The organism is Shewanella sp. 1311, assembly GCF_059338235.1.
Genome location: NZ_CM181686.1, coordinates 3,501,562 through 3,521,737, shown reverse-complemented (window position 1 = coordinate 3,521,737; position 20,176 = coordinate 3,501,562). Strand labels below are relative to the sequence as shown.

Below are 20,176 nucleotides of genomic sequence, written 5' to 3'. Positions count from 1 at the left end.
CACGCTGTAATACCGCTAAATAGACCTTGAATTGAGTCAATCCAACAGCACTATTCCCACCATATTTCCTATAATTTGTTTCCCCGAAAAATATCACGCTACAGTCGATGCATTGCTTGATTTTGTTGCAGCATTGTTTAAAAACGGAAGAATAACTTAGCAACGAGTACGACTTAACTACTAGACCAACTAGACTACTCTGCCTAAAAAAATACTCTCTAAAAAATAGATAAAAACAACTGAATCAATTGGATAACGATACATCCATCATTTATCTACAGTGAATCCTTTGCGTAATAAATACCCTTTTGGCCAATTGCGGCATATTAACGGGACTCGTATCTTCAGGGCTGAATTTGGAGTGTCTGTTGTTTTAGGCAACCCAAGATATTTGATGCAAGGAGTCACCCGTGCCAAATACCTCTATACGCTTTTTGGTACCGCTGATCTTGCTCTGTAGTTGTATGACCTCAGCACAAGAGCTGAATGTCAATGAGTTACCCGTAACCCTGCAGGCATTAATGGAACGTTCCGGTCGCGATAACCTTATCGAACTGGTGCAACAAGGCAATGCTAACCAAGGATTACTGTTCCAATCAGGCAACGATAACAAGGCCGATGTGACACAAGTGGGCAATGATAACGATGCGCTAATCACACAGATTGGTTCAAACAATGAGGTGCAACTACTGCAGGTCGGCAGTCGAAATACGGCTTCAGTGACACAAATTGGCAACAACAATCTAGTGCAACTGAACCAACTAGGAAGCGGCAATTTTTCGATTCAACAGATTGCAGACGGTGCTGCAATCTCAATAACTCAATATTAAACAGGGAGCGTCACATGAAATCACAAGCTAAAAAATCACTTATTGCTTTGGCCATTGCAACAGGTTTAAGCGGTCAAGCCTTTGCTGCCAGTACAGTGAGCGAAATTAGCGTAGTACAGTCAGGCCAAGCTCTGGACACGTTAGTCTCACAAACGGGTGGTCTTAACGCTGCAGCGGTTGTGCAAACAGGTAACGATCAAACCGCAACCGTTATCCAAGATGGTGTGTGGCATGAAGCCGCGATTAATTCGACGGGTGCTGATAACAAAGTCCAGATAACGCAACAAGCTGATTGGCATGTAGCAAGCGCAAATGTTGTAGGTGACAGCAACAATGTCAATGTGTCGCAAGACGGTTTCTTTAACCAAAGCAGCAATGATGTTACTGGCAACAATAACACGGCAATCGTTAGTCAATTAGGCGAAGTTAATGAAAGCCAAGTTGAAATCACTGGCGCTGAAAACAGCGTATTTGTTGAGCAAGAAGGCGATGCTAACTTTGCAGTATTCCGCGTTGAAGGCAGCAACAACGATGGGAAAATAACCCAAGTGGGTGACAACAACCAAGCGGGTTTAATCGCTCTCGACTTAACCGCTAACGTAGGGAACAACAACGACGTTTCTGTTAATCAAGCGGGTAACAATAACTTTGGCGCGGCTAAAGGTATTGCAGGCGACAACAACACAGTAGACATGGTCCAAAAGGGTGATAACCATGTTGGTTTCGTTTACGCACTTGCAGGCAGCGACAACGATATTTCAATGGATCAAAAAGGTAACGGCAACACGGCTTATCTTGCTATGACTACGGGTGATGACAACACTGTCGATATTACCCAAAATGGCAGCGGCAACACTATCGGTGATACTTTAGTGGCCGATATCCAAGGTAATGATAACGATATTACTATCACCCAAAAAGGCGATGTCAACGGTGCAGAGTTCCAAGTATGGGGCGATAGCAACGATGTTGACTTGAAACAAAAAGGCGATGATAACTTCGCGACCTTTGGCGCATACGGCACAGATAACGACTTCGATTTATCTTCTAAAGGTGATAACAACGAAATCGTGGCCTTCGCATCAGGTGAAGACAACAGCATTGAAGTGAGCCAAGAAGGCGATATCAACTTTGCCTATGTCGATGCAGTGGGTAGCGATAACGAAGTTGATGTTGAGCAAGATGGCGCTCAAAACGAAGCCGTCATTTCCATTGCTGGCAACAATAATGCCGATGTCACTGCACTGCAAGATGGTGATCTTAACCTTATCGATTTGATTATCGACGGTGATGAAAACACTGCACAAATTGCTCAATCAGGTAACGGTAACTGGGTCGGTGGTGACGCAAGTAGCTCATTCGCAGTTAGCGGTGATAATAACAGCCTGTTGATCACTCAAACGGGTAATGACAACTTAGTATTAGGTTCTCAAGCAGGCAATAACAACAGCATCAGCGTTAATCAATCAGGCAATATGAACGTTGCTACTGTCGTGCAATACTAACGAGTGCAGTTAAGTCGTCACAGTTAAATTCTTTGGCTGTGACATTTAAACGACAATCAAACAAAAAGCGGGAATGTTTATTCAAACATTCCCGCTTTATTTATATTGATGAATCACTAAATGAGCTAGTCGTTATTAAAATCAACTGTCACGACAAAAGATTCATTACCAAAACCTTTCACTGACTAGCTGCATAACTCAAAGTGGGTCTGATAGGTTTGCGCCCAACGCAACAATTCAACACGATTACGGGACTGGGTTTTACGGAAGATAGAGGAAATGTGTGCCTTCACCGTATGTTCGCTGATGCACAATCGGTGGGCGATTTCTTTATTCCTTGCGCCACTCGACACAAATTGAATAATAGTGCGCTCACGGGATGTCAGCATCTGCAGCATAGCCACTGAATCGGAGGGCATCTCATTATTGCCATCGAGCTTTTGTACTACCCGACGGAACACCTTACTCAGTAGTGTTCTATCGTACCACAGCTCCTCTGCCACCATTTTACGTAAACCCGTCAACATCAAATCCAAACGTTGATCGGCAAACAACAGGCCACGAATACCGAGTAACATAGCCGACTCTTGATCTAAAGAGTCTCGCTCGACTTGGTACAGCGCCACGGGGAAATGTGATACTAAGCGTGAAGCCAGTAAAGGTATTCCCTTGTTATCGAGTGCAGAGCCTTTTTGGGTGATCAAATAGAAACTTCGACGACTTTTATCTAAATCCAATTCCGCCGCATGTTTAACGACGCGAGTTTTCAAACCTATGGATTCAGCGAGTAACGCTAAATGACATGGCGCCGCCATTTGGTGTAAAAAAACTAACTCATTAATTGTGCTCAATGACTCTCCTCCCTGAAAAGTATTATCTATTAGCAAAATGGTATGTTTGACCAGCCTCTTTAGTTTGATTTTTAAACATTCCATTAACCTAGTTGATTCTGACTAGTTAAAGACTGAAAAACATCACCCAAATGTACTATTCCCTCTTTAATCCTAGTAAGTTCGACTAACTGACCTAAGACAATTGGAATAACAGTAGAAAACACTATTGAGCTTAACCGACTCACGAAACCTAGTACTTTCAAACTATGAAGATATCAACCCAAAGTTGCAACAAAAAACTAACACCATAGTGTGACAGCTAAATGCCATCACACTCACGCCGAATGTTTTATGGAAGGATGAACTTATGATTCGAGCAGAAACAATCAGCAACTCAGTGCCACTAGCTCCTGAGTTTAAGTGCCGCTATTTGTTTATCTTGAAAACGAGACAATAAAACGAGTGCGACAATTGCGCCAATTAATGCCATCAACATATCTGATTGAGTGTCCCATACATAACCTTGGGTACCCAAAAAGGCTTCGGCGCCTTCACCTGTTGCCACGGCAACCCACCATTCGATGAGTTCATAGAAAGCCGAAAACGCGAGCACAAAACACGTGACTAAAAACGCACACCAAGCACCGGGTTTGACAGCTTGATTACGCAGCATAATTTCACGCGCTAACATGGCAGGGATAAAACCTTGCGCAAAGTGGCCTAACTTGTCGTAATTATTACGTTCTGAGCCCATCCAATGGGCAATAGTGTCGAATAATGGCACTTCAGCATAGGTGTAATGCGCGCCGACAAACAACACACAGCAATGGGCTAACACTAAAACATACACCAGCGGCGTTAATGGGAAGCGTTTGCGGGTAAAAAATAGCAGTGGCACAGCCACTAATGCGGGAACCGCTTCGAGCCACCAAGTGAAAGGATCTGCGGGATTTATCACCGACCACACGAGCACTAAGAGGTAAATAGCACACCACGCGATTTTGTTATTCAATGTTTCTTCCTCTTATGCGATATTGTTCTTAATTTAGAATATTAACTTTAGCCATCTAGCCCTCCACACTGAGTAAAAAAAGTGCTATTTTGGTGGGTGAAGGTTGTCAGCATATCATAAGAAACATTTCTATTAATTAGAGGGTACCCATATCATGGCGAAACATTCGCTGGACAAGGATAAGATCAAGATCCTGCTGTTGGAAGGCGTCCACCAATCTGCAGTCGATGTACTTGAGCGTGCGGGATACACCAACATCGAATACCACAAAGCCTCATTAGGCGATGAAGCATTAATTGAATCCATCAAAGATGCACATTTCGTGGGACTTCGTTCACGTACCCAATTAACTGCCGAAGTGCTGAAACGTGCCGAGAAGTTGATCGCGATCGGTTGCTTCTGTATCGGAACCAACCAAGTTGATCTTGCCACCGCCGAATCCCTTGGTATCCCAGTATTTAACGCACCATTCTCCAACACGCGAAGTGTTGCGGAACTCGTGATTGGCGAAATCATTATGCTGATGCGCGGTATCCCTGAGCGTAACGCCATCGCCCACCGTGGTGGCTGGATGAAAACCGCCGCTGGCAGCTACGAAGTGCGCGGTAAAACCTTAGGCGTAATCGGTTACGGCCATATCGGTACTCAGCTTGGTATTCTGGCTGAGACGCTGGGCATGCGCGTGGTGTTCTTCGATATCGAAGACAAACTGCCGCTAGGCAATGCACAACAAATTCATTCAATGGAACAATTGCTGGCGCAAGCTGACGTAGTGAGCTTACACGTACCAGAAACCCCACAAACCAAAGACATGATAGGCGCAGCTGAATTTGCGGCAATGAAAAAGGGTAGCATCTTTATCAACGCCTCACGCGGCACTGTAGTCGATATCGAGGCCTTAACAGTCGCACTCAAAGAGCGCCACCTTGCGGGCGCGGCGATTGATGTATTCCCAGTTGAGCCGCAATCGAATGACGATGAATTTATCAGCCCACTTCGAGGTCTTGATAACGTATTGCTGACACCGCATGTGGGTGGGAGTACTGCTGAAGCCCAAGAAAACATTGGTATCGAAGTCGCGGGCAAGCTCGCTAAATACTCAGACAACGGCTCGACCGTATCTGCAGTTAACTTCCCTGAAGTATCGCTACCTATGCATAAAGGCACCTCACGCTTGCTGCATATTCACCAAAACCGTCCAGGCGTGCTGATCAAGATCAACCAAGCCTTCTCGGAAAAAGGCATCAACATTGCCGCGCAATATCTGCAAACTACCGCTGAGATTGGTTATGTGGTCATGGAAGTCGACACTCACCAAGCCGAAGAAGCCTTAGTGGAGTTGAAAGCGATTGAAGGCACACTGCGTACCCGCGTGCTGTTTTAAGAGTTAAGCCCAATCGTATTAAGCGTTTCGGCTAAAGTACACAGACTAAGGCGCACATATCATTCACAGATATGTGCGCCTTATGCTTTTGAGCCAACAGGAATTCCGTTACAATCTAGCCTCTCACATCGCCTTCATTTTCAGGATCTCGCTATGACTATTTCAGTTTCTACGCCCCATTGGGATCTGGACGCTTCTTTGCCTCCACTCATGCTTGCCAACTTATCTCATATGGGCCTTATCAAAGTGGTTGGAGAACAAGGCCGCAGTTTCATCCATGGCCAAGTGACCACTGACATCAGCTCATTAGCCGATAACCAATGGCGCTGGGGCGCACATTGTGATCCAAAAGGTAAAATGCTGGCCAGTTTCAGGACCTTTGCCATCCAAGATGCGCTCTTTATGCTAATGCCAAAGGATGCCATCGAAGTCGATTTACCCCAGTTACAAAAATATGCCGTATTTAGCAAAGCTACCTTAAGCAATGCATCCGCTGAATGGACTCTGCTCGGGGTCGCCGGTGAACAAGCAAGCCAGTTCGTGAGCGAACATTTTGGCGACATTCATCAAGAATTCACGCCCATTGAACATGGCGCGATTTTAAAAGACGCTGACCGTTTCATTTTAATGTTAACCCCAGAAGCTGCTGCAGCTTTAGTGGCCAAATCAAAGCTGAGCGTATTTGATGCCAGTGCTTGGCAAGCGTTAGAAATTACCGCGGGTTATCCCAACCTTGCCGCCAGCCATGCCAGCCAATACGTACCGCAGATGTGCAATCTACAAGCGGTTAACGGTATCAGCTTCAACAAGGGCTGTTACATGGGACAAGAAACCATAGCGCGGATGAAATATCGTGGCGGCAATAAACGCGCCCTGTATATTTTGCATGGTCATACTAACCTGCAAATCAGCCCAGAGTCAGGCCTTGAAATCGCGATGGAAGATGGCTTCCGCCGTGGCGGCCATATTATTGAGTTTGTACAACGTGGCAACCAAGTGTTGTTAACTGCGGTGCTTGCCAACGATACCAGCAACGATACTAAACTGCGTTTTGCTGACGATAAGCAATCAAGCTTAACCATTCAAGCCCTGCCCTACTCATTAGACGAAGCATAAGGCTTTGATTTAATAACACGGTATAGAGATTGAAACAGAATAAAGGCGCCAATGGCGCCTTTAGCTTATCTTATACTCAAGCCCTCGAGCATTCGAGCATCAGTTTTCCAAATAAGTATCTCGAATAGCGATCGCCTCAGGCAGGATTTCTTTAAACATTTCCACCAGCTTAGGATCAAAATGTTTTCCCGCTTGATTGTCAAATAACTCCATCGTCGCTTCGATCGTCCAAGCCTGTTTATAGGGCCTTTGCGAAGTCAAGGCATCGAACACATCGGCAATCGCAGTGATACGCCCTTCAAGGGGAATATCCTCTCCCACCAAGCCATTAGGGTAACCTGAACCATCCCACTTCTCATGGTGAGTTAAGGCGATGCGACGGGCCATCTGCAATAACGGATCGCTATGTTCCCCGATAATTTCGGCGCCGATAGCGGCATGTTGCTGCATGATGCGCCACTCCTCGGCATCAAGCTTACCCGGTTTTTTCAGCACAGCATCGGGGGTGCCGATTTTACCGATATCGTGCATCGGCGCCGCATTAAAAATTAAGTCGCAGAAAGTACTAGGTAACCCAAGCTTTATCGCCAATATTCGGGCGTAGTGGCTCATGCGTACCACATGTAAACCTGTCTCGTTGTCCTTATATTCGGCGGCGCGGCCAAGACGGCGGATGATTTCGAAGCGGGTTTCTTCTAATTCGTGGGTACGTATTTTAACTTGTTGTTCGAGTAGGCGTTTTTGATCATAGAGCGCAAGATGGGTTTTAACTCGCGCCTTAACCACAGGCGCACTCACGGGCTTAGTGATGTAATCCACTGCGCCCAAAGCAAAACCTTGGGCTTCATCGGAGGATTCAGATAAAGCAGTCACAAAAATGATTGGAATATGGCTGGTCAGCGGATCTTGCTTTAGCAGCTTGCAGACCTCATAGCCATTCATTCCCGGCATCATCACATCAAGCAGAATTAAGTCGGGCCGCGACTTTGCCACTAAGGCTAACGCCCTTGGCCCGTCGATAGCCACTTTAACTTTATAGTCATCACCCAAAATACCGATCAAAATATCGATATTCTCCGGTGTGTCATCGACGACTAATATTGTTGCCTTTTCCATTAACAACTCCACTTCATGTCATGCGTTTGAATTCAGTGTGCTACATTTTTATCCTAACTGAGCAATGACATCATCAATCAAGTCGATCGCCTCATCAAACTGGTACTGATTAATCATAGACAAGGCAGGGCTTAACGCTTGCCACATTGCACTGCTCACCTGCGGCTTTAAGGCATCAATTTTTGCCACTGCGCTGGCATCGGCATCATCTAAGTTCTGCCGCAAGGCCTGTAATGCCGCCCTTAAATCTTCAGCAGATAATAAATCAACAGCTTGGGGTTCGGCTTGATTCACCGCTGCGGGTTTGGCGTATTCAATCGCATCGCAAATAGAAGCCACTAGCGGTTGAATCTGAACTAACTCATCTTCAAAGGGCGCATTCTCAGTTAAATGCAACTCAAGTAAACGCGCTAACTCCACCAATTTAGCCGAGCTTAAATTGCCCGCTAAGCCTTTAAGGGTATGGGCAATACGCACCGCATCTTCGATTTGATTCGCCGCGATGGCTTTGCGAACCTGTTCCACCACATTACGCTGACTGCTCACGAAACGATCAAATATGCGTTGATAAAGCCGCGTAGAGTGTTGCACCAGTTGCAAACCTCTATCGATATCCAGCTCTGGGTGCTCAGGCCACTTAAGCAATACGGTTTGTTCTGCACTATGGCCTGCCTCACCCTTAGTGTTACTCAATATCGATTGAGTAAAGGTATCTACTGCAACCGTGTCAGATGCGGGAGCGAGATATTTCAACAGGGTTTGATAGAGAACATTCACTTCTATCGGTTTGGCTATATGGTCGTTCATGCCCGCCCTGATGCACATGTCCCTATCGCCAGCCATCGCATTGGCAGTCATGGCGACGACGGGTAAATTTGCCAACTCAGGCCTTTTTCTTATCGCCTGAGTGGCTTGGTAGCCATCCATCACCGGCATTTGGCAGTCCATTAATACTAGATCGAAATGCTGCTGCGACAGTTTGTCTAAGGCGATTTGACCATTGGTCGCTATGGATAAAATAATCCCCACTTGCTCTAAAAACTCGCTGGCGACTTCGAGATTCATCTCGTTATCTTCCACTAATAGGATACGCTTCCCTTGCAGTGGCAATAACAACTGCGGAGCCAACTCTTCGGTGCGGCGTCTCACGGGCAATATGCCTTCGCGGCCAATCGCGTTCATTATGCCATCGAGTAAGCGTGAGGCGCTGATGGGTTTACTGATGTATCCCGCTAAAGCCAGTTGCTCAATTTGAGTGAGGAACTCATGATCCGCATGGGCAGAGACCATCAATATTTTGGGCTGAGGATGAGACTGAGGTTGTGATTGAGATTGCGACTGAGCCTGCAATTGGATTTGACGCGCGGTTTCCAGCCCATCCATGTTAGGCATTTTCCAATCAATTAACGCCACTTCATAGGCTTGCAATAAGCAGCGGCTTATTGCTTCTTCACCCGAGCGAACCGTATCGACCCTAAAGCCCATACTTTCGAGCGTAGTGCGCATAATATCTCTAGCAGTCGCGTTATCATCGACCACCAGCACAGACATGCCTTCAAGCTCTTGCTCGAGTACTAATTTCTGACCATCGGAAATGTGCAACTTGACCGTGAAATAGAAAGTGCTGCCATGACCAAGCTGACTTTCTACCCCTATCTTTCCGCCCATAAGTTCGACTAGCTGCTTACAGATAGCCAAACCTAAACCTGTGCCACCGTATTTACGGGTGGTTGAAGTATCCGCTTGGGTAAAAGATTTAAACAATTTTGCTTGCTGCTGCTCAGTTAACCCGATGCCGCTGTCACGCACGCTAAAACGCAGCACGACATCATCATCTTGCTGCTCAACTAAGCTTAGCGACAGCAAAACCTCACCGCGTTCGGTGAACTTAATGGCGTTATTCATCAAGTTAATCAACACTTGGCCTAATCGCAGCGAATCCCCTAACAGATAACGAGGCACGTTGGGCGCAACGGCGAACAATAATTCAATCTGTTTGTGGGCAGCTTTCTCAGAGAACATATCGCTGAGATCTTCCAACATAGTATCGAGCTGAAAAGGTACTGAATCTATATCTAACTTACCCGCTTCAATCTTAGAGAAATCCAGAATGTCATTGATAATCGACAGCAAAGACTGCGATGCCCGCTCAATCTTCTCTACATAATTCTTCTGTTTTTTATCTAATTCGGTCTGCAAGCACAGCTGGGACATGCCAATAATGGCATTCATTGGAGTACGGATTTCGTGGGACATATTCGCCAAGAAGTCACCTTTGGCTTTACTGGCCGCATCGGCTTGCTCTTTGGCGAGTAACAGTTCATCTGAGAGCAATTTAAGCTCTGTCATATCGACCATGCTGATCACGGCCGATTCAAATTGTCCTTGGGCATCAAGCAGTGCCGACACATTGACTGTCATCCACAAAGGCGCACCGGAAGGACGAATAAAACTGCGCTCGCCACGATAATGGTCAATCTTACCTTCAACCAACTCCTGAAATTGCGCCTTGGCTATGGGTTGATCTTGCTCACTGAGAACCTCAAAAATAGCAGTATTACGTAAATGGTTACGTGACAGCGCCATATCGGCACAGAATTGGTCATTACAATCTAAAATAACGCCTTTAATATCCACATTGACTATGCCAATGGTCGCCCCATCGAACAGCGCCTTAAAGTGCGCCTCACTGAGGGCTAACTCCTGCTCTATGGTTTTGCGTTGGGTAATGTCCATCACATAGCCATTCCACGTGAGGGCACCCTCTTCACCCAAATGACCGCTCGCGCCCGCTTCCATCCAACGTATGCTGCCATTAGGGTGGCGATAGCGAAACTCGCGTATCCATTGCAGCCGGTCTTCACTCTGACCCGACAATGCCCGCACAACATCTGGCCTTTCTTCGTCAAAAATCCGCTCGGCTATGATGTCAAAATTACTCATCAGATCATCGCGATGCAGCCCAAGCATCTTCATGGCCGCACCAGAGAGGAAGGTAAATCTTCGGTCTGTAGGCGATTGCCACTGCAATTGATACACAGTGCAAGGAATCGACTCAGTAATATTGGTCATCTGTTGACGCGATTGCTCTAACTGTACCAGCGCGAGTTTACTCTCGGTAATATCGTCGATACTGCCGTCAAACCAGAGTGGAATGCCCTCTTCGGTATAACTCGCCTTACCTTTCTCATGTACCCAGCGAATACCGCCATCGCGGTGGCGAATACGATATTCCACTTCAAAGGTTTCTTGCTGCGCGAGTGCTCTATCAATATGCAAATGACATGTAGGCCTGTCCTCCTCTAAAATTAGCGAAGCAAAGGTACGTTGGCGATTTTCAATAAACTGGCTCGCTGCATAACCCGTAATCTCAGCAATATTGTCACTGATATATTCCATGAACCATACATCCCCGATGCGAGTCCGATAAACGGCGCCGGGAATATTCGTCACTAGCCCACGAAAACGCTGTTCGCTATCACGGATCTTCTGCTCAACGGCCAGTTTTTGTGTCATATCGCGTATTGAAGCCGCGACTTGCCTCTGTCCGTCAAAGGCGGAGGGAAGAATACTCAGCGCTATTTCCGCAATAAATTCATTACCATCGGCTTTTAACGCCCGCACATGACGGGCATTTGCCATACTTCTATCACGGCCTTCTCGCAGGAATGTTTGCCGTTCAAGTACATGCCTTTCTCCCAATTCTTGCGGCAATAACGCCTCAACCTGCAACCCCAGCATAGCGCCCGTTTCGTATCCAAATAGCTGCAGACAGCGACTGTTAGTGAACACGATTTGCCCTAGTTCATCGACAATCAACATGGCCTCGGGCGCGGCTTCCAGTACCGCATTTGACCAGACCGCCGCCGAGAACTGCTCTGTGACATCGGTAAATAACATCTCCACCGACATTAACTCACCGGTGTCAGACATTAATGGCTGCATAAACACATCGAGCCTTCTTAAATGCCCTTGATCATCCAGCATTTCCACTTGATGCGAAGGAACATTTTGGCCTTTTAAAGCAAAATCAGTGTATTGCCAGTTTTTCTCATTGAGGGGATTGGCCGAAAACAGTCTTTGGTATTTGCGCTTGAGCAGATCAGGGGAGATCCCCAGTACCTTAGTCACGCCCTCACTCACCTGTGCCAGCTGGCCGTCGGGATCGAGGGAACAATAGAAAGACTTATCGCTCATACCATCAATCAAACGAGCAAAGCGGTTGCCACGGGAATCAAGAATGGCTTGTTCACGGTCGGCGAGTAATGCCGCCATTTGATTGAAGGTATTGCTTAGCGTCACAATCTCACTCACAGCACCTTTAGGTACAATGAGCTGCTGGGTTTTACCCTGTCCAAAGGACAAGATACCCGACTCGAGTAACTCTAATGGCCGAGTCAGTCGCTTAGCGGCCAGATAGCAAGTCAACAATAATAAGAGGGTTAGCAAACTCAAATTGAGTATTATGGATGCCATATCATCGAGCAGGGAACTGAATAATTCTTGCTCTGGCGCTAGCACTATGACGCGCCATTTTAGCTGCGGAACGGTTGCAATACTCGCGAGGTAAACCACATCCTTATCGTCAACAAACCTTGCCTGACCATCAAGTCCTTTCGCTTGTAAGGCCCAAAAGTCAGCATTCCTGTATTTATTTTTATCGAGCCACTGTGTTGAAGTCGTGGCCAACACTTTTTCCCTATCGACATGATAAATCAGTCGCCCTTGATCGTCTAAAACCACCAGCCGATTAGGCGCAATTCCTAATTGTTTTGGTAAGCCATCTAAGGCTAAGTCAACCGTCGCGACACCAAAATAATGCTCGGCCTCACCAAAAGGAGCCGAATAAGTCACCATCAGAATATTGCCCGCCCCCTCATCAAAGTACGCCTTTGACCAGTAGCCCGCCGCTTGATTGATGGCATTGTTCCACCAGTCCCAAGTGCCATCGGTATAATCGTAACCCTCGGCGCCAATATCGAGATAATGGAGATCGTCGCTACCACTGGTGTCGCGGTAAACATAGGGAGAAAAGAGTTTGCGATTGGGAAAGGTGTTGGGTTTAAACGCGACTGCGGAGCCAAAGAAATCAGGATTACGTTTGAGTCGATTCATCAAGACACTTTTAACGCTCTCAGCGTCATTCATATCTTCTTTGCTTGACAAAAAACCAATAAAATCAGCAAGGCCTTGGGTATTGGCTTGTGCGTGCTCGAGTAACAATTGCAGACGCGAAGCCGAGTGACTCGCCTCCTGCGTAAGGCTATGGTAGAGCCGTTTCTCCGAGGAGAGATAACTAAACCAAGCATTGACAGCATAAACACTCGCCATGATTAAAATAAGAGGCAAGGCTATGTGGGATAAGATTCTGCTGCGAAAAGTACGAAGTTTACTTTTGTCCATGGCGTCGCCCTAAAGTCCTCGATTTTATATGCACTATTTTTTAAATAGTGCATATAAAGTAAACGAAGAATCCAGTGGCGACAATGTCAAAGTTAAAATAATATGAAGTAATTTATTGTTTTAAAAACACTAATAAACGGTATCTAAGGTTTGATTCGGTAAGATACGGGCAAAATAGCTTTGGGTTTCGGCGATAATGATATGCCTCAAGCCTACAATCGCGATCAAGTTTGGAATCGCCATCAAGCCATTAACCGTATCGGCCAGCAACCAAATCACATCGAGCTTGATAAAAGCACCACCGGCGATCAGTACTAAAAACACCACTTGATACAAGCGTAAACCGCGCTCGCCGACCAAGTAATACCAACAGCGTTCACCGTAGTAATGCCAGCCTAGAATCGTCGTAAATGCAAAACACACCAGCGCAATGGTCACCAGATATTGACCCACAACCGCAGAGCCACCGAGGGCAAACGCCGCGCTAGTCATTGCCGCGCCCGCAGTTTCACCACTCCACACACCTGTGATGATCAGCACTAAGCCCGTCATAGTACAAATAATGATGGTATCGAAAAAGGTGCCTGTCATGCTGACTAAACCTTGCTCAACGGGTTCATTGGTCTTAGCTGCAGCAGCTGCAATCGGCGCACTACCAAGGCCTGATTCATTGGAGAACACACCGCGAGCAATACCGATTTGAATCGCCTGCGCCACTGTCGCCCCTAAAAATCCTCCCGCTGCCGAGAGTGGCGTAAAGGCCGATTCAATCACTAAACCTAAGGCGGGTAAAATTTGCTCAGAAAATCCCACTAAAATCCACACGCAGGCCAGCACATAACCAATCGACATGGCAGGCACGAGCTTTTGCGCCACATTCGAAATTCGCTTAACCCCACCTAAAGTAACGGCGGCAACGAGCACAGTTAACACAGTCGCGGTCAACCAAGTCGGCACCTCAAAGGCAATCGTCAACGCATCGCTGATGGCGTTAACCTGTGCAAAAGTACCTATGCCGAAAAAGGCCACACCAACCCCGAAGATAGCGAACAATTTCGCCATCCAAGGCAGACCAAGGCCGCGCTCGATATAGTACATTGGGCCACCCGCAATCTGCCCGCGCGCATCGGTCGTGCGATATTTTACCGCCAACATACACTCGGCATATTTAGTCGCCATGCCAAAAAATGCCGCCAGCCACATCCAAAATAATGCGCCTGGCCCGCCCATTTTGATGGCTGTCGCCACACCGACAATATTGCCCGTACCTATGGTGGCGGACAACGCAGTACAGAGCGCCGCGAAGGAAGATAAATCCCCATGACCTTTTGCCGGTTTAAATAACAATCCCAGCGCCATAGGCAGACGGATAACTTGGATAAGCTTGAGGCGTGCAGTGAGATAAATCCCCGTGCCCACCAGTAAACAAAGGGTGATTGGGCCCCAGACGATGCCATTAATGCTGGCAAGAAAAGCTTGAAAACTCATGATATTCCTCGAATATTAAACAACAAAATTAATAAACGGAGGAGGAAAAGAAATGGCTGTGACGCGCCGCAGTCGGACGCTATTGCAAACTATTTCTAGCCTGTGCTCGACTGAGATTCACCCCAGCTGAACGCGAAATGCGCAGCAAGCGATGACTCAAACGAGTGCTTTTAATAGATGCAAAAGTGCGCTATCTCAAGCAAAGGGTAAAAATAGCCCACGACGACAAACGACAGGGACTGTGCAGTCATCCTCTCCTCTGTCCTTTTGCCTGAGCGTTTCGCGTCGCGGTTCAATAACACCACGACACTTTCGCCTTCGGCGCCACCTGATCACACTTTAAATTAAGTGCAATTGGCAGTCTCTCCAGAGGCTCGTCCAGTAACAGTCCACGCCTATCGGCACCTGAAAGAGTGCTTTGTTTTTATGGGAAGATTCGATTCAATAAAACCGTCGCTTCAAATAAAACCAAAGTTGCCTCGTCGGTGTGGGGTCAATTCCCCACTCTCCTGCTACCTTCATCCGAACGGATTGTTAGATTGAGATTGACTCCCAAGCTAACAGGACGCACAGAATGCAACAAACGCGACTTCAGCTCAAGCCGTTTGCTCACAGTTCGTCGAGGATTTAATTCAATTGACTATTTTTACGGCAAGTGACGATTTATGTTTTGTGATCTCGTTTATGATCCCATTACAGGAAAAATCAGTATCTATCTGAATAGAAAATGCTTTATCTTGAACACGGGATTGCAATGCTAAATTGCAGCCAGGATATGTTGGAGCCACAGCTTGAAACACTGCTTACCACATAAGCCGCCAATGGATATAAAGGAGTTGCTCAATGGCCGACGTCGCTAAACCAAATCCTGTCGACAAGCTTCACCCAGTCACCAAGCTTAACCAAGTCAGCAAGTGCTTTCGCGATGGCGAGCAATATCATCAAGTGCTGCAAGCGGTTGATCTGCAGATCCACAGGGGCGAAACCGTGGCACTCACAGGTCCCAGCGGCAGCGGCAAGAGCACCTTACTCAACCTGATCGCCGGTTTTGAAATGCCAGACTCGGGCGAAATCTTACTAGAACAAGCGTCCACCTCAACTTGGCAAGACAAAGATTGGAGCCGTTTCAGGCGCAATTCCTTAGGTGTCGTGTTTCAGCAATTTAACTTACTCACGCCACTCAACGTGAAAGACAACATCGCCTTCTCCTTAAGTTTAACCGCGCAGCCGTGGTCTGCCTGGTGTGACTATCTGGTTGAAAAACTTGGGCTGATGCCATTACTTCACCGCCAAGTTGAAGCCCTGTCCGGCGGTCAACAACAGCGCGTCGCCATCGCCCGCGCCTTAGCCCATAAACCGACATTGCTACTTGCCGACGAACCCACAGGTAACTTAGATGATGTATCGGGTAAGCAAGTCATGGCATTACTGTGTGAACTGGCACGGGAAAGCCAAACCAGTATCTTAATGGTTACTCACAGTGAAGAGTGCGCCGCCTTCATGCAAAAACGTTGGCACTTATCCCAAGGTGCAGTCGCTATCTATGAACAATAAACCGCTCACTAAGGCGACTCCCACAGAACTTAAGCAGATAGAACTTAAGCAAACTTGGCTGAGGCTGACGTGGCTCAGCCTAAAGGTGTTTATCGCCCATTATCGTCATGCGCCCTTGCAGGCGTGCGCGATTCTACTCGGTATCGCCTTGGCCGTGACTCTGCTGATTGGGGTTAAAGCGACCAACGACAATGCGGTGCGCAGTTATAGCGATGCGACTGAGCTTTTGAGCCAGCGTGCCGATGTACTACTTACTCCGCCCCTTGGACAAAACACCTTAGATGAATCTGTTTATTTCGCCTTAAGACGAGCCGGATTAAGTCAGGGTCTCGCCGTGGTGAATGGCAAAATTTCCGGTAAGAATGGTCAGTTTTGGCAACTGGAAGGCAGCGATTTGATTGCCGCATTAACGCTACAAAAATCGAGAAGTCACGCCTCGACTGAAACGCAGTCAACGACCTCGCCGCAGATGAATGAGTTACCGCTTGCCGATCTCCTCAACGGCGCCCCCACAGTAATAATGAGCCGCAGTCTAGCCGCCAAAGTTGCGCCCGACGGTAAACTTGTTTTAGAAAATAACACCTTAGATGTCATTGCAATTGATGATAATTTTGGCCTCGGCAGCGCCATCTTGGCCGATATTTCCCTCGCCCAGCAATTACTGAACATGCAAGGCCGATTAAGCTATATCGCCATGTTCAGCGAGCGAGAAAACTTACCTCAACTAAAATCCCAACTCGACGCTTTAGGGATTACGCCGCAAAAGGCCAGTTTTAGCCAGCAAGATCAAGGCCAAGCACTGATAGCGCTGACCCGCAGTTTTCACCTTAATCTCAATGCCATGAGCATGTTAGCCTTCGTTGTCGGCCTTTTTATCGCCTACAACGGTGTGCGCTACAGCCTAATGAAACGGCAAAAACTGTTAGTGCAGTTATTACAACAGGGAATCGAGCGCCGCGCCTTGATGACGGCGCTGATGTTAGAATTAATTTTGTTGGTTGTCATAGGCTCAAGTTTGGGCTTTATCAGTGGCTTGCAACTCAGCCACTGGCTGCAACCTATGGTCGCCATGACCTTAGAGCAAATGTATGGCGCCCACTTACTCCCCGGTATTTGGCAATGGACTTGGCTTATCGAGGCAATTGCCCTCACCTTAGGCGCTGCGTTCGCCGCTTGCTTGCCCTTGTATTTAGATCTTACGCGCCAAGCATTGGCACAAGGGGCGAATCGTTATCAGCAAATGCAGGCACACCGCAAAACTCATAGCATTCAATTTGCCTTAGCCTGTGGTTTACTGACCGTAGCGGCGCTGCTGTTTCCCTTCAGTCAAAGCTATAACATCAGCTTAGTGTTGCTCGGTATCGTCGCTATCGCGATCCCCTTGTTGTTGCCGCAATTATTGCATTGGGGTGTCAGTGCGTTAATGCCCTTGGCGCGCCCCGGACTTTGGCAATATCTGCTCGCCGAAACCCGTGAGCTTATCGCACCGCTCTCCCTTGCTATGATGGCAATCTTGCTGGCGCTCAGTGCCAATGTGTCGATGAACACCCTAGTGGGTAGCTTTGAGCAAACCCTGCGGACTTGGCTAGAAACCCGCTTGCATGCCGATCTCTATATTCGCCCACCGAGCCAGCGCATCGACACGATTCAAACCCAACTGATGCACGATCCTAGAGTCAGCGGTCTTTATCAGCAGTGGCAAATTGAAGCCCAGCTTTCACTCCCAGCATCGACGGATAATTCGAGCGAGTTGACGATTCCAATTAGCCTCCTTAGCCGTGATGAATATTCGATTCGCCACACCAGTGCACTAAAAGAAAGCCTGCCGACTCTGTGGAAATCCTATTTTAGTGCCCCCGTAATCTTAGTGAGCGAGCCCTTAGCCATCAAATACCAATTGCAGCTTGGCGATAGCGTGTCATTGGATGCGCTTAAGAAAACCGGTAACAGCCAAGCCATTATCGGCGGCATTTATTATGACCACGGCAATACCCACAACGAGGTAATTATCAGCCAGCCACTCTGGCAAAAGGCACAATTACCTGTACTGCCAATCAGTTTGGCGGCGAATTTTTATGGTAAAGAGCAAGGCAGTAAGATCAGTGAAGCACAGCTCGATGAACTACAAATCCAACTGGCTGCCGAGTTAGGCTTATCGCAAGCGCAAATCTACAGCCAAACTAAGATTAAAACCCAAGCTATCGCCATGTTTAAGCGGACTTTTTCGATTACCTTAGTGCTGAATAGTTTGACGCTGATTGTCGCCGCAATTGGCCTTTTTAGTGCCTGCTTAATGTTAACTCAGGCAAGGCAGGCACCACTGGCACGGCTCTATTCCCTAGGTGTGAGTCGTAATGCGCTGCGCGCTATGGTGTTTATGCAGATGCTGATTGTAGTGCTGATCACTTGTCTGCTCGCTATGCCAACGGGTGCACTGCTAGGTTACCTGCTCATCAACAAGATCACCTTGCAAGCCTTTGGCTGGACGATAAAAATGATTTGGGATTGGCAAGCCTATGGCAAAGCAATACTGATTGCCTTAACCACCTGCACCTTAGCCGTGCTCTTGCCGCTGTATTGGCAAACCCGCAAGCCACTGGTCGCCAGTCTGCAGCAGGAGACCCTATGATGAAAACACTCAGTATTGCATGGGCAGTGGTTGGGTTAATGCTTATCGGCGGCTGTGATAAAACGCCATCGACGCAAAACACTCAGTCCAAATCCATTGCCAATGTGGTGGGGAAAACCTCTACTAATCAAGATGATTTGGCCTTTACCCCTGTCGTTCCCGGCTATAGATTTGAATTTCCGCGAGCTCACTTGGCGCACAATAACTTTCGCCAGGAATGGTGGTATCTGACCGCCAATTTAACTACAGAAACAGGTGAGCAACTCGGCGCCCAGTGGACGCAGTTTAGAGTCGCCCTAAAACCCACAGATTTGCAAGCAACAGTACCGCAAGCAACAGATGTGGTTCCTCAAAGTGAATCCACTTGGGTGACTCAGCAGCTTTACTTAGCCCATAGCGCATTAACCTCGAGTAATGCTCACCTCGCCCATGAAAAATGGTCACGCCGTCATAGCGAGTTTGCCGAGGTTAAATTGGAACCCTATCAAATCCGCCTTGATAACTGGCGCTGGCAGAGCGAAACCAATGCACTCTTTCCCGCGACCTTAACGGTGGAGAATCCTGATTTTAGCTATCGACTTCAGCTTAATAGCCAAGCGCCACTGCAATACCAAGGCGTTAACGGCTATAGCCTTAAAAGCCGCGATGGCCAAGTGGCCTCTTACTACTACAGCCAGCCCTTTATTGAAATTTCAGGTGAAATCAACCGCAATGGCAAAGTGGAGCGAGTCACAGGCCAAGGTTGGCTCGACAGGGAATGGAGCTCGCAATTTCTCACTAAAACGCAACAGGGCTGGGATTGGTTCGCGCTCAGATTAAACGATGGCTCGACGCTGATGTTGTTTCAGTTACGGGATCAGTCTCCAGCAGAGAATACAAAGAATGCGCCTATCTCGGCATTTTATAGCGCCAGAAGAATGTTTGCCGATGGCACTGGGCGCAGTATTAATTCCACCGACAATCCTAATGACATACAGATGACGCCACTGAAATGGCAACACACAGTCAATGGCGACTATCCCGTCAGCTGGCGGGTAAAAATCCCCAGCGAGAATATCGATCTCACCATCACCCCGCTCAATCCTAATAGCGCTATGCCATTATCGACGCCCTACTGGGAAGGACCAGTGCAACTCTCTGGCAGCCATACTGGTACAGGTTATATGGAACTGACGGGCTATTGAGCCCAAACATAGTTCTTATAACCAGAAATGCTAAGTCAGCGCGAAGTAACATAACAAGATCGTTATTCAGAGAATGATCTTAAGCTGCTGTTGTATAAAGACATCGCAACACGCAATACGTG

12 protein-coding genes and 1 riboswitch are annotated in these 20,176 nt (G+C 47.4%); of the genes, 7 read left to right on the top strand and 5 right to left on the bottom strand.

What is annotated here, in order from left to right; translation table 11 throughout:
- The first annotated feature begins 410 nt into the window (after positions 1–410).
- Both AC5YB3_RS15730 and AC5YB3_RS15725 read left to right on the top strand, forming a co-directional pair.
- Positions 411–830 (top strand): curlin, encoded by a 420-nt coding sequence (locus AC5YB3_RS15730; protein WP_006082974.1) that lies wholly within the window; start codon positions 411–413, stop codon positions 828–830.
- 14 nt (positions 831–844) lie between these two features.
- Positions 845–2,335 carry a curlin gene (locus AC5YB3_RS15725; protein ID WP_259580078.1) on the top strand — a complete coding sequence of 497 codons (1,491 nt, stop codon included), beginning with the start codon at positions 845–847 and terminating at the stop codon, positions 2,333–2,335.
- 185 nt (positions 2,336–2,520) lie between these two features.
- Here AC5YB3_RS15725 and AC5YB3_RS15720 read toward each other — a convergent pair whose 3' ends face one another.
- Together AC5YB3_RS15720 and AC5YB3_RS15715 are read right to left on the bottom strand one after the other, a co-directional pair.
- Entirely contained in the window at positions 2,521–3,186 is a 666-nt protein-coding gene (locus tag AC5YB3_RS15720) for a helix-turn-helix transcriptional regulator (protein ID WP_006082976.1), read from the bottom strand.
- 385 nt (positions 3,187–3,571) lie between these two features.
- Positions 3,572–4,180, bottom strand: a complete 609-nt coding sequence (locus AC5YB3_RS15715) for a DUF2238 domain-containing protein (protein ID WP_006082977.1) — start codon at positions 4,178–4,180, stop codon at positions 3,572–3,574.
- A 154-nt stretch (positions 4,181–4,334) separates the two neighbouring features.
- On the opposite strand from AC5YB3_RS15715, the gene serA reads away from it, so the two are divergent.
- Together serA and ygfZ are read left to right on the top strand one after the other, a co-directional pair.
- Positions 4,335–5,564 (top strand): phosphoglycerate dehydrogenase, encoded by a 1,230-nt coding sequence (gene serA, locus AC5YB3_RS15710; RefSeq protein WP_012088338.1) that lies wholly within the window; start codon positions 4,335–4,337, stop codon positions 5,562–5,564.
- Positions 5,565–5,717: 153 nt separating this feature from the next.
- Positions 5,718–6,680, top strand: a complete 963-nt coding sequence (ygfZ, locus tag AC5YB3_RS15705) for a tRNA-modifying protein YgfZ (RefSeq protein ID WP_259545162.1) — start codon at positions 5,718–5,720, stop codon at positions 6,678–6,680.
- A gap of 99 nt (positions 6,681–6,779) precedes the next feature.
- Here the strand turns inward: ygfZ and AC5YB3_RS15700 are convergent, their stop codons facing one another.
- The 3 genes from AC5YB3_RS15700 to AC5YB3_RS15690 form a co-directional block, all read right to left on the bottom strand.
- Positions 6,780–7,796, bottom strand: coding sequence for a response regulator (locus tag AC5YB3_RS15700; RefSeq protein WP_006082980.1), 1,017 nt, complete (start codon positions 7,794–7,796; stop codon positions 6,780–6,782).
- 48 nt (positions 7,797–7,844) lie between these two features.
- On the bottom strand, positions 7,845–13,199 hold the full coding sequence (locus AC5YB3_RS15695; protein WP_494525676.1) for a PAS domain S-box protein: 5,355 nt from the start codon (positions 13,197–13,199) through the stop codon (positions 7,845–7,847).
- Between the two features lie 129 nt (positions 13,200–13,328).
- On the bottom strand, positions 13,329–14,687 hold the full coding sequence (locus AC5YB3_RS15690; protein ID WP_011847708.1) for an alanine/glycine:cation symporter family protein: 1,359 nt from the start codon (positions 14,685–14,687) through the stop codon (positions 13,329–13,331).
- Between the two features lie 249 nt (positions 14,688–14,936).
- A riboswitch (glycine riboswitch) is annotated at positions 14,937–15,067 on the bottom strand.
- A gap of 463 nt (positions 15,068–15,530) precedes the next feature.
- Here AC5YB3_RS15690 and AC5YB3_RS15685 point away from each other — a divergent pair.
- The 3 genes from AC5YB3_RS15685 to AC5YB3_RS15675 are packed head-to-tail and all read left to right on the top strand — an operon-like array spanning position 15,531 to position 20,054.
- Positions 15,531–16,241 (top strand): ABC transporter ATP-binding protein, encoded by a 711-nt coding sequence (locus AC5YB3_RS15685; protein ID WP_494525675.1) that lies wholly within the window; start codon positions 15,531–15,533, stop codon positions 16,239–16,241.
- Positions 16,231–18,870, top strand: coding sequence for an ABC transporter permease (locus AC5YB3_RS15680; protein ID WP_494525674.1), 2,640 nt, complete (start codon positions 16,231–16,233; stop codon positions 18,868–18,870). Before AC5YB3_RS15685 ends, AC5YB3_RS15680 begins: the two co-directional genes overlap by 11 nt.
- Positions 18,867–20,054, top strand: coding sequence for a lipocalin-like domain-containing protein (locus AC5YB3_RS15675; protein ID WP_494525673.1), 1,188 nt, complete (start codon positions 18,867–18,869; stop codon positions 20,052–20,054). Before AC5YB3_RS15680 ends, AC5YB3_RS15675 begins: the two co-directional genes overlap by 4 nt.
- Positions 20,055–20,176: the final 122 nt, after the last annotated feature.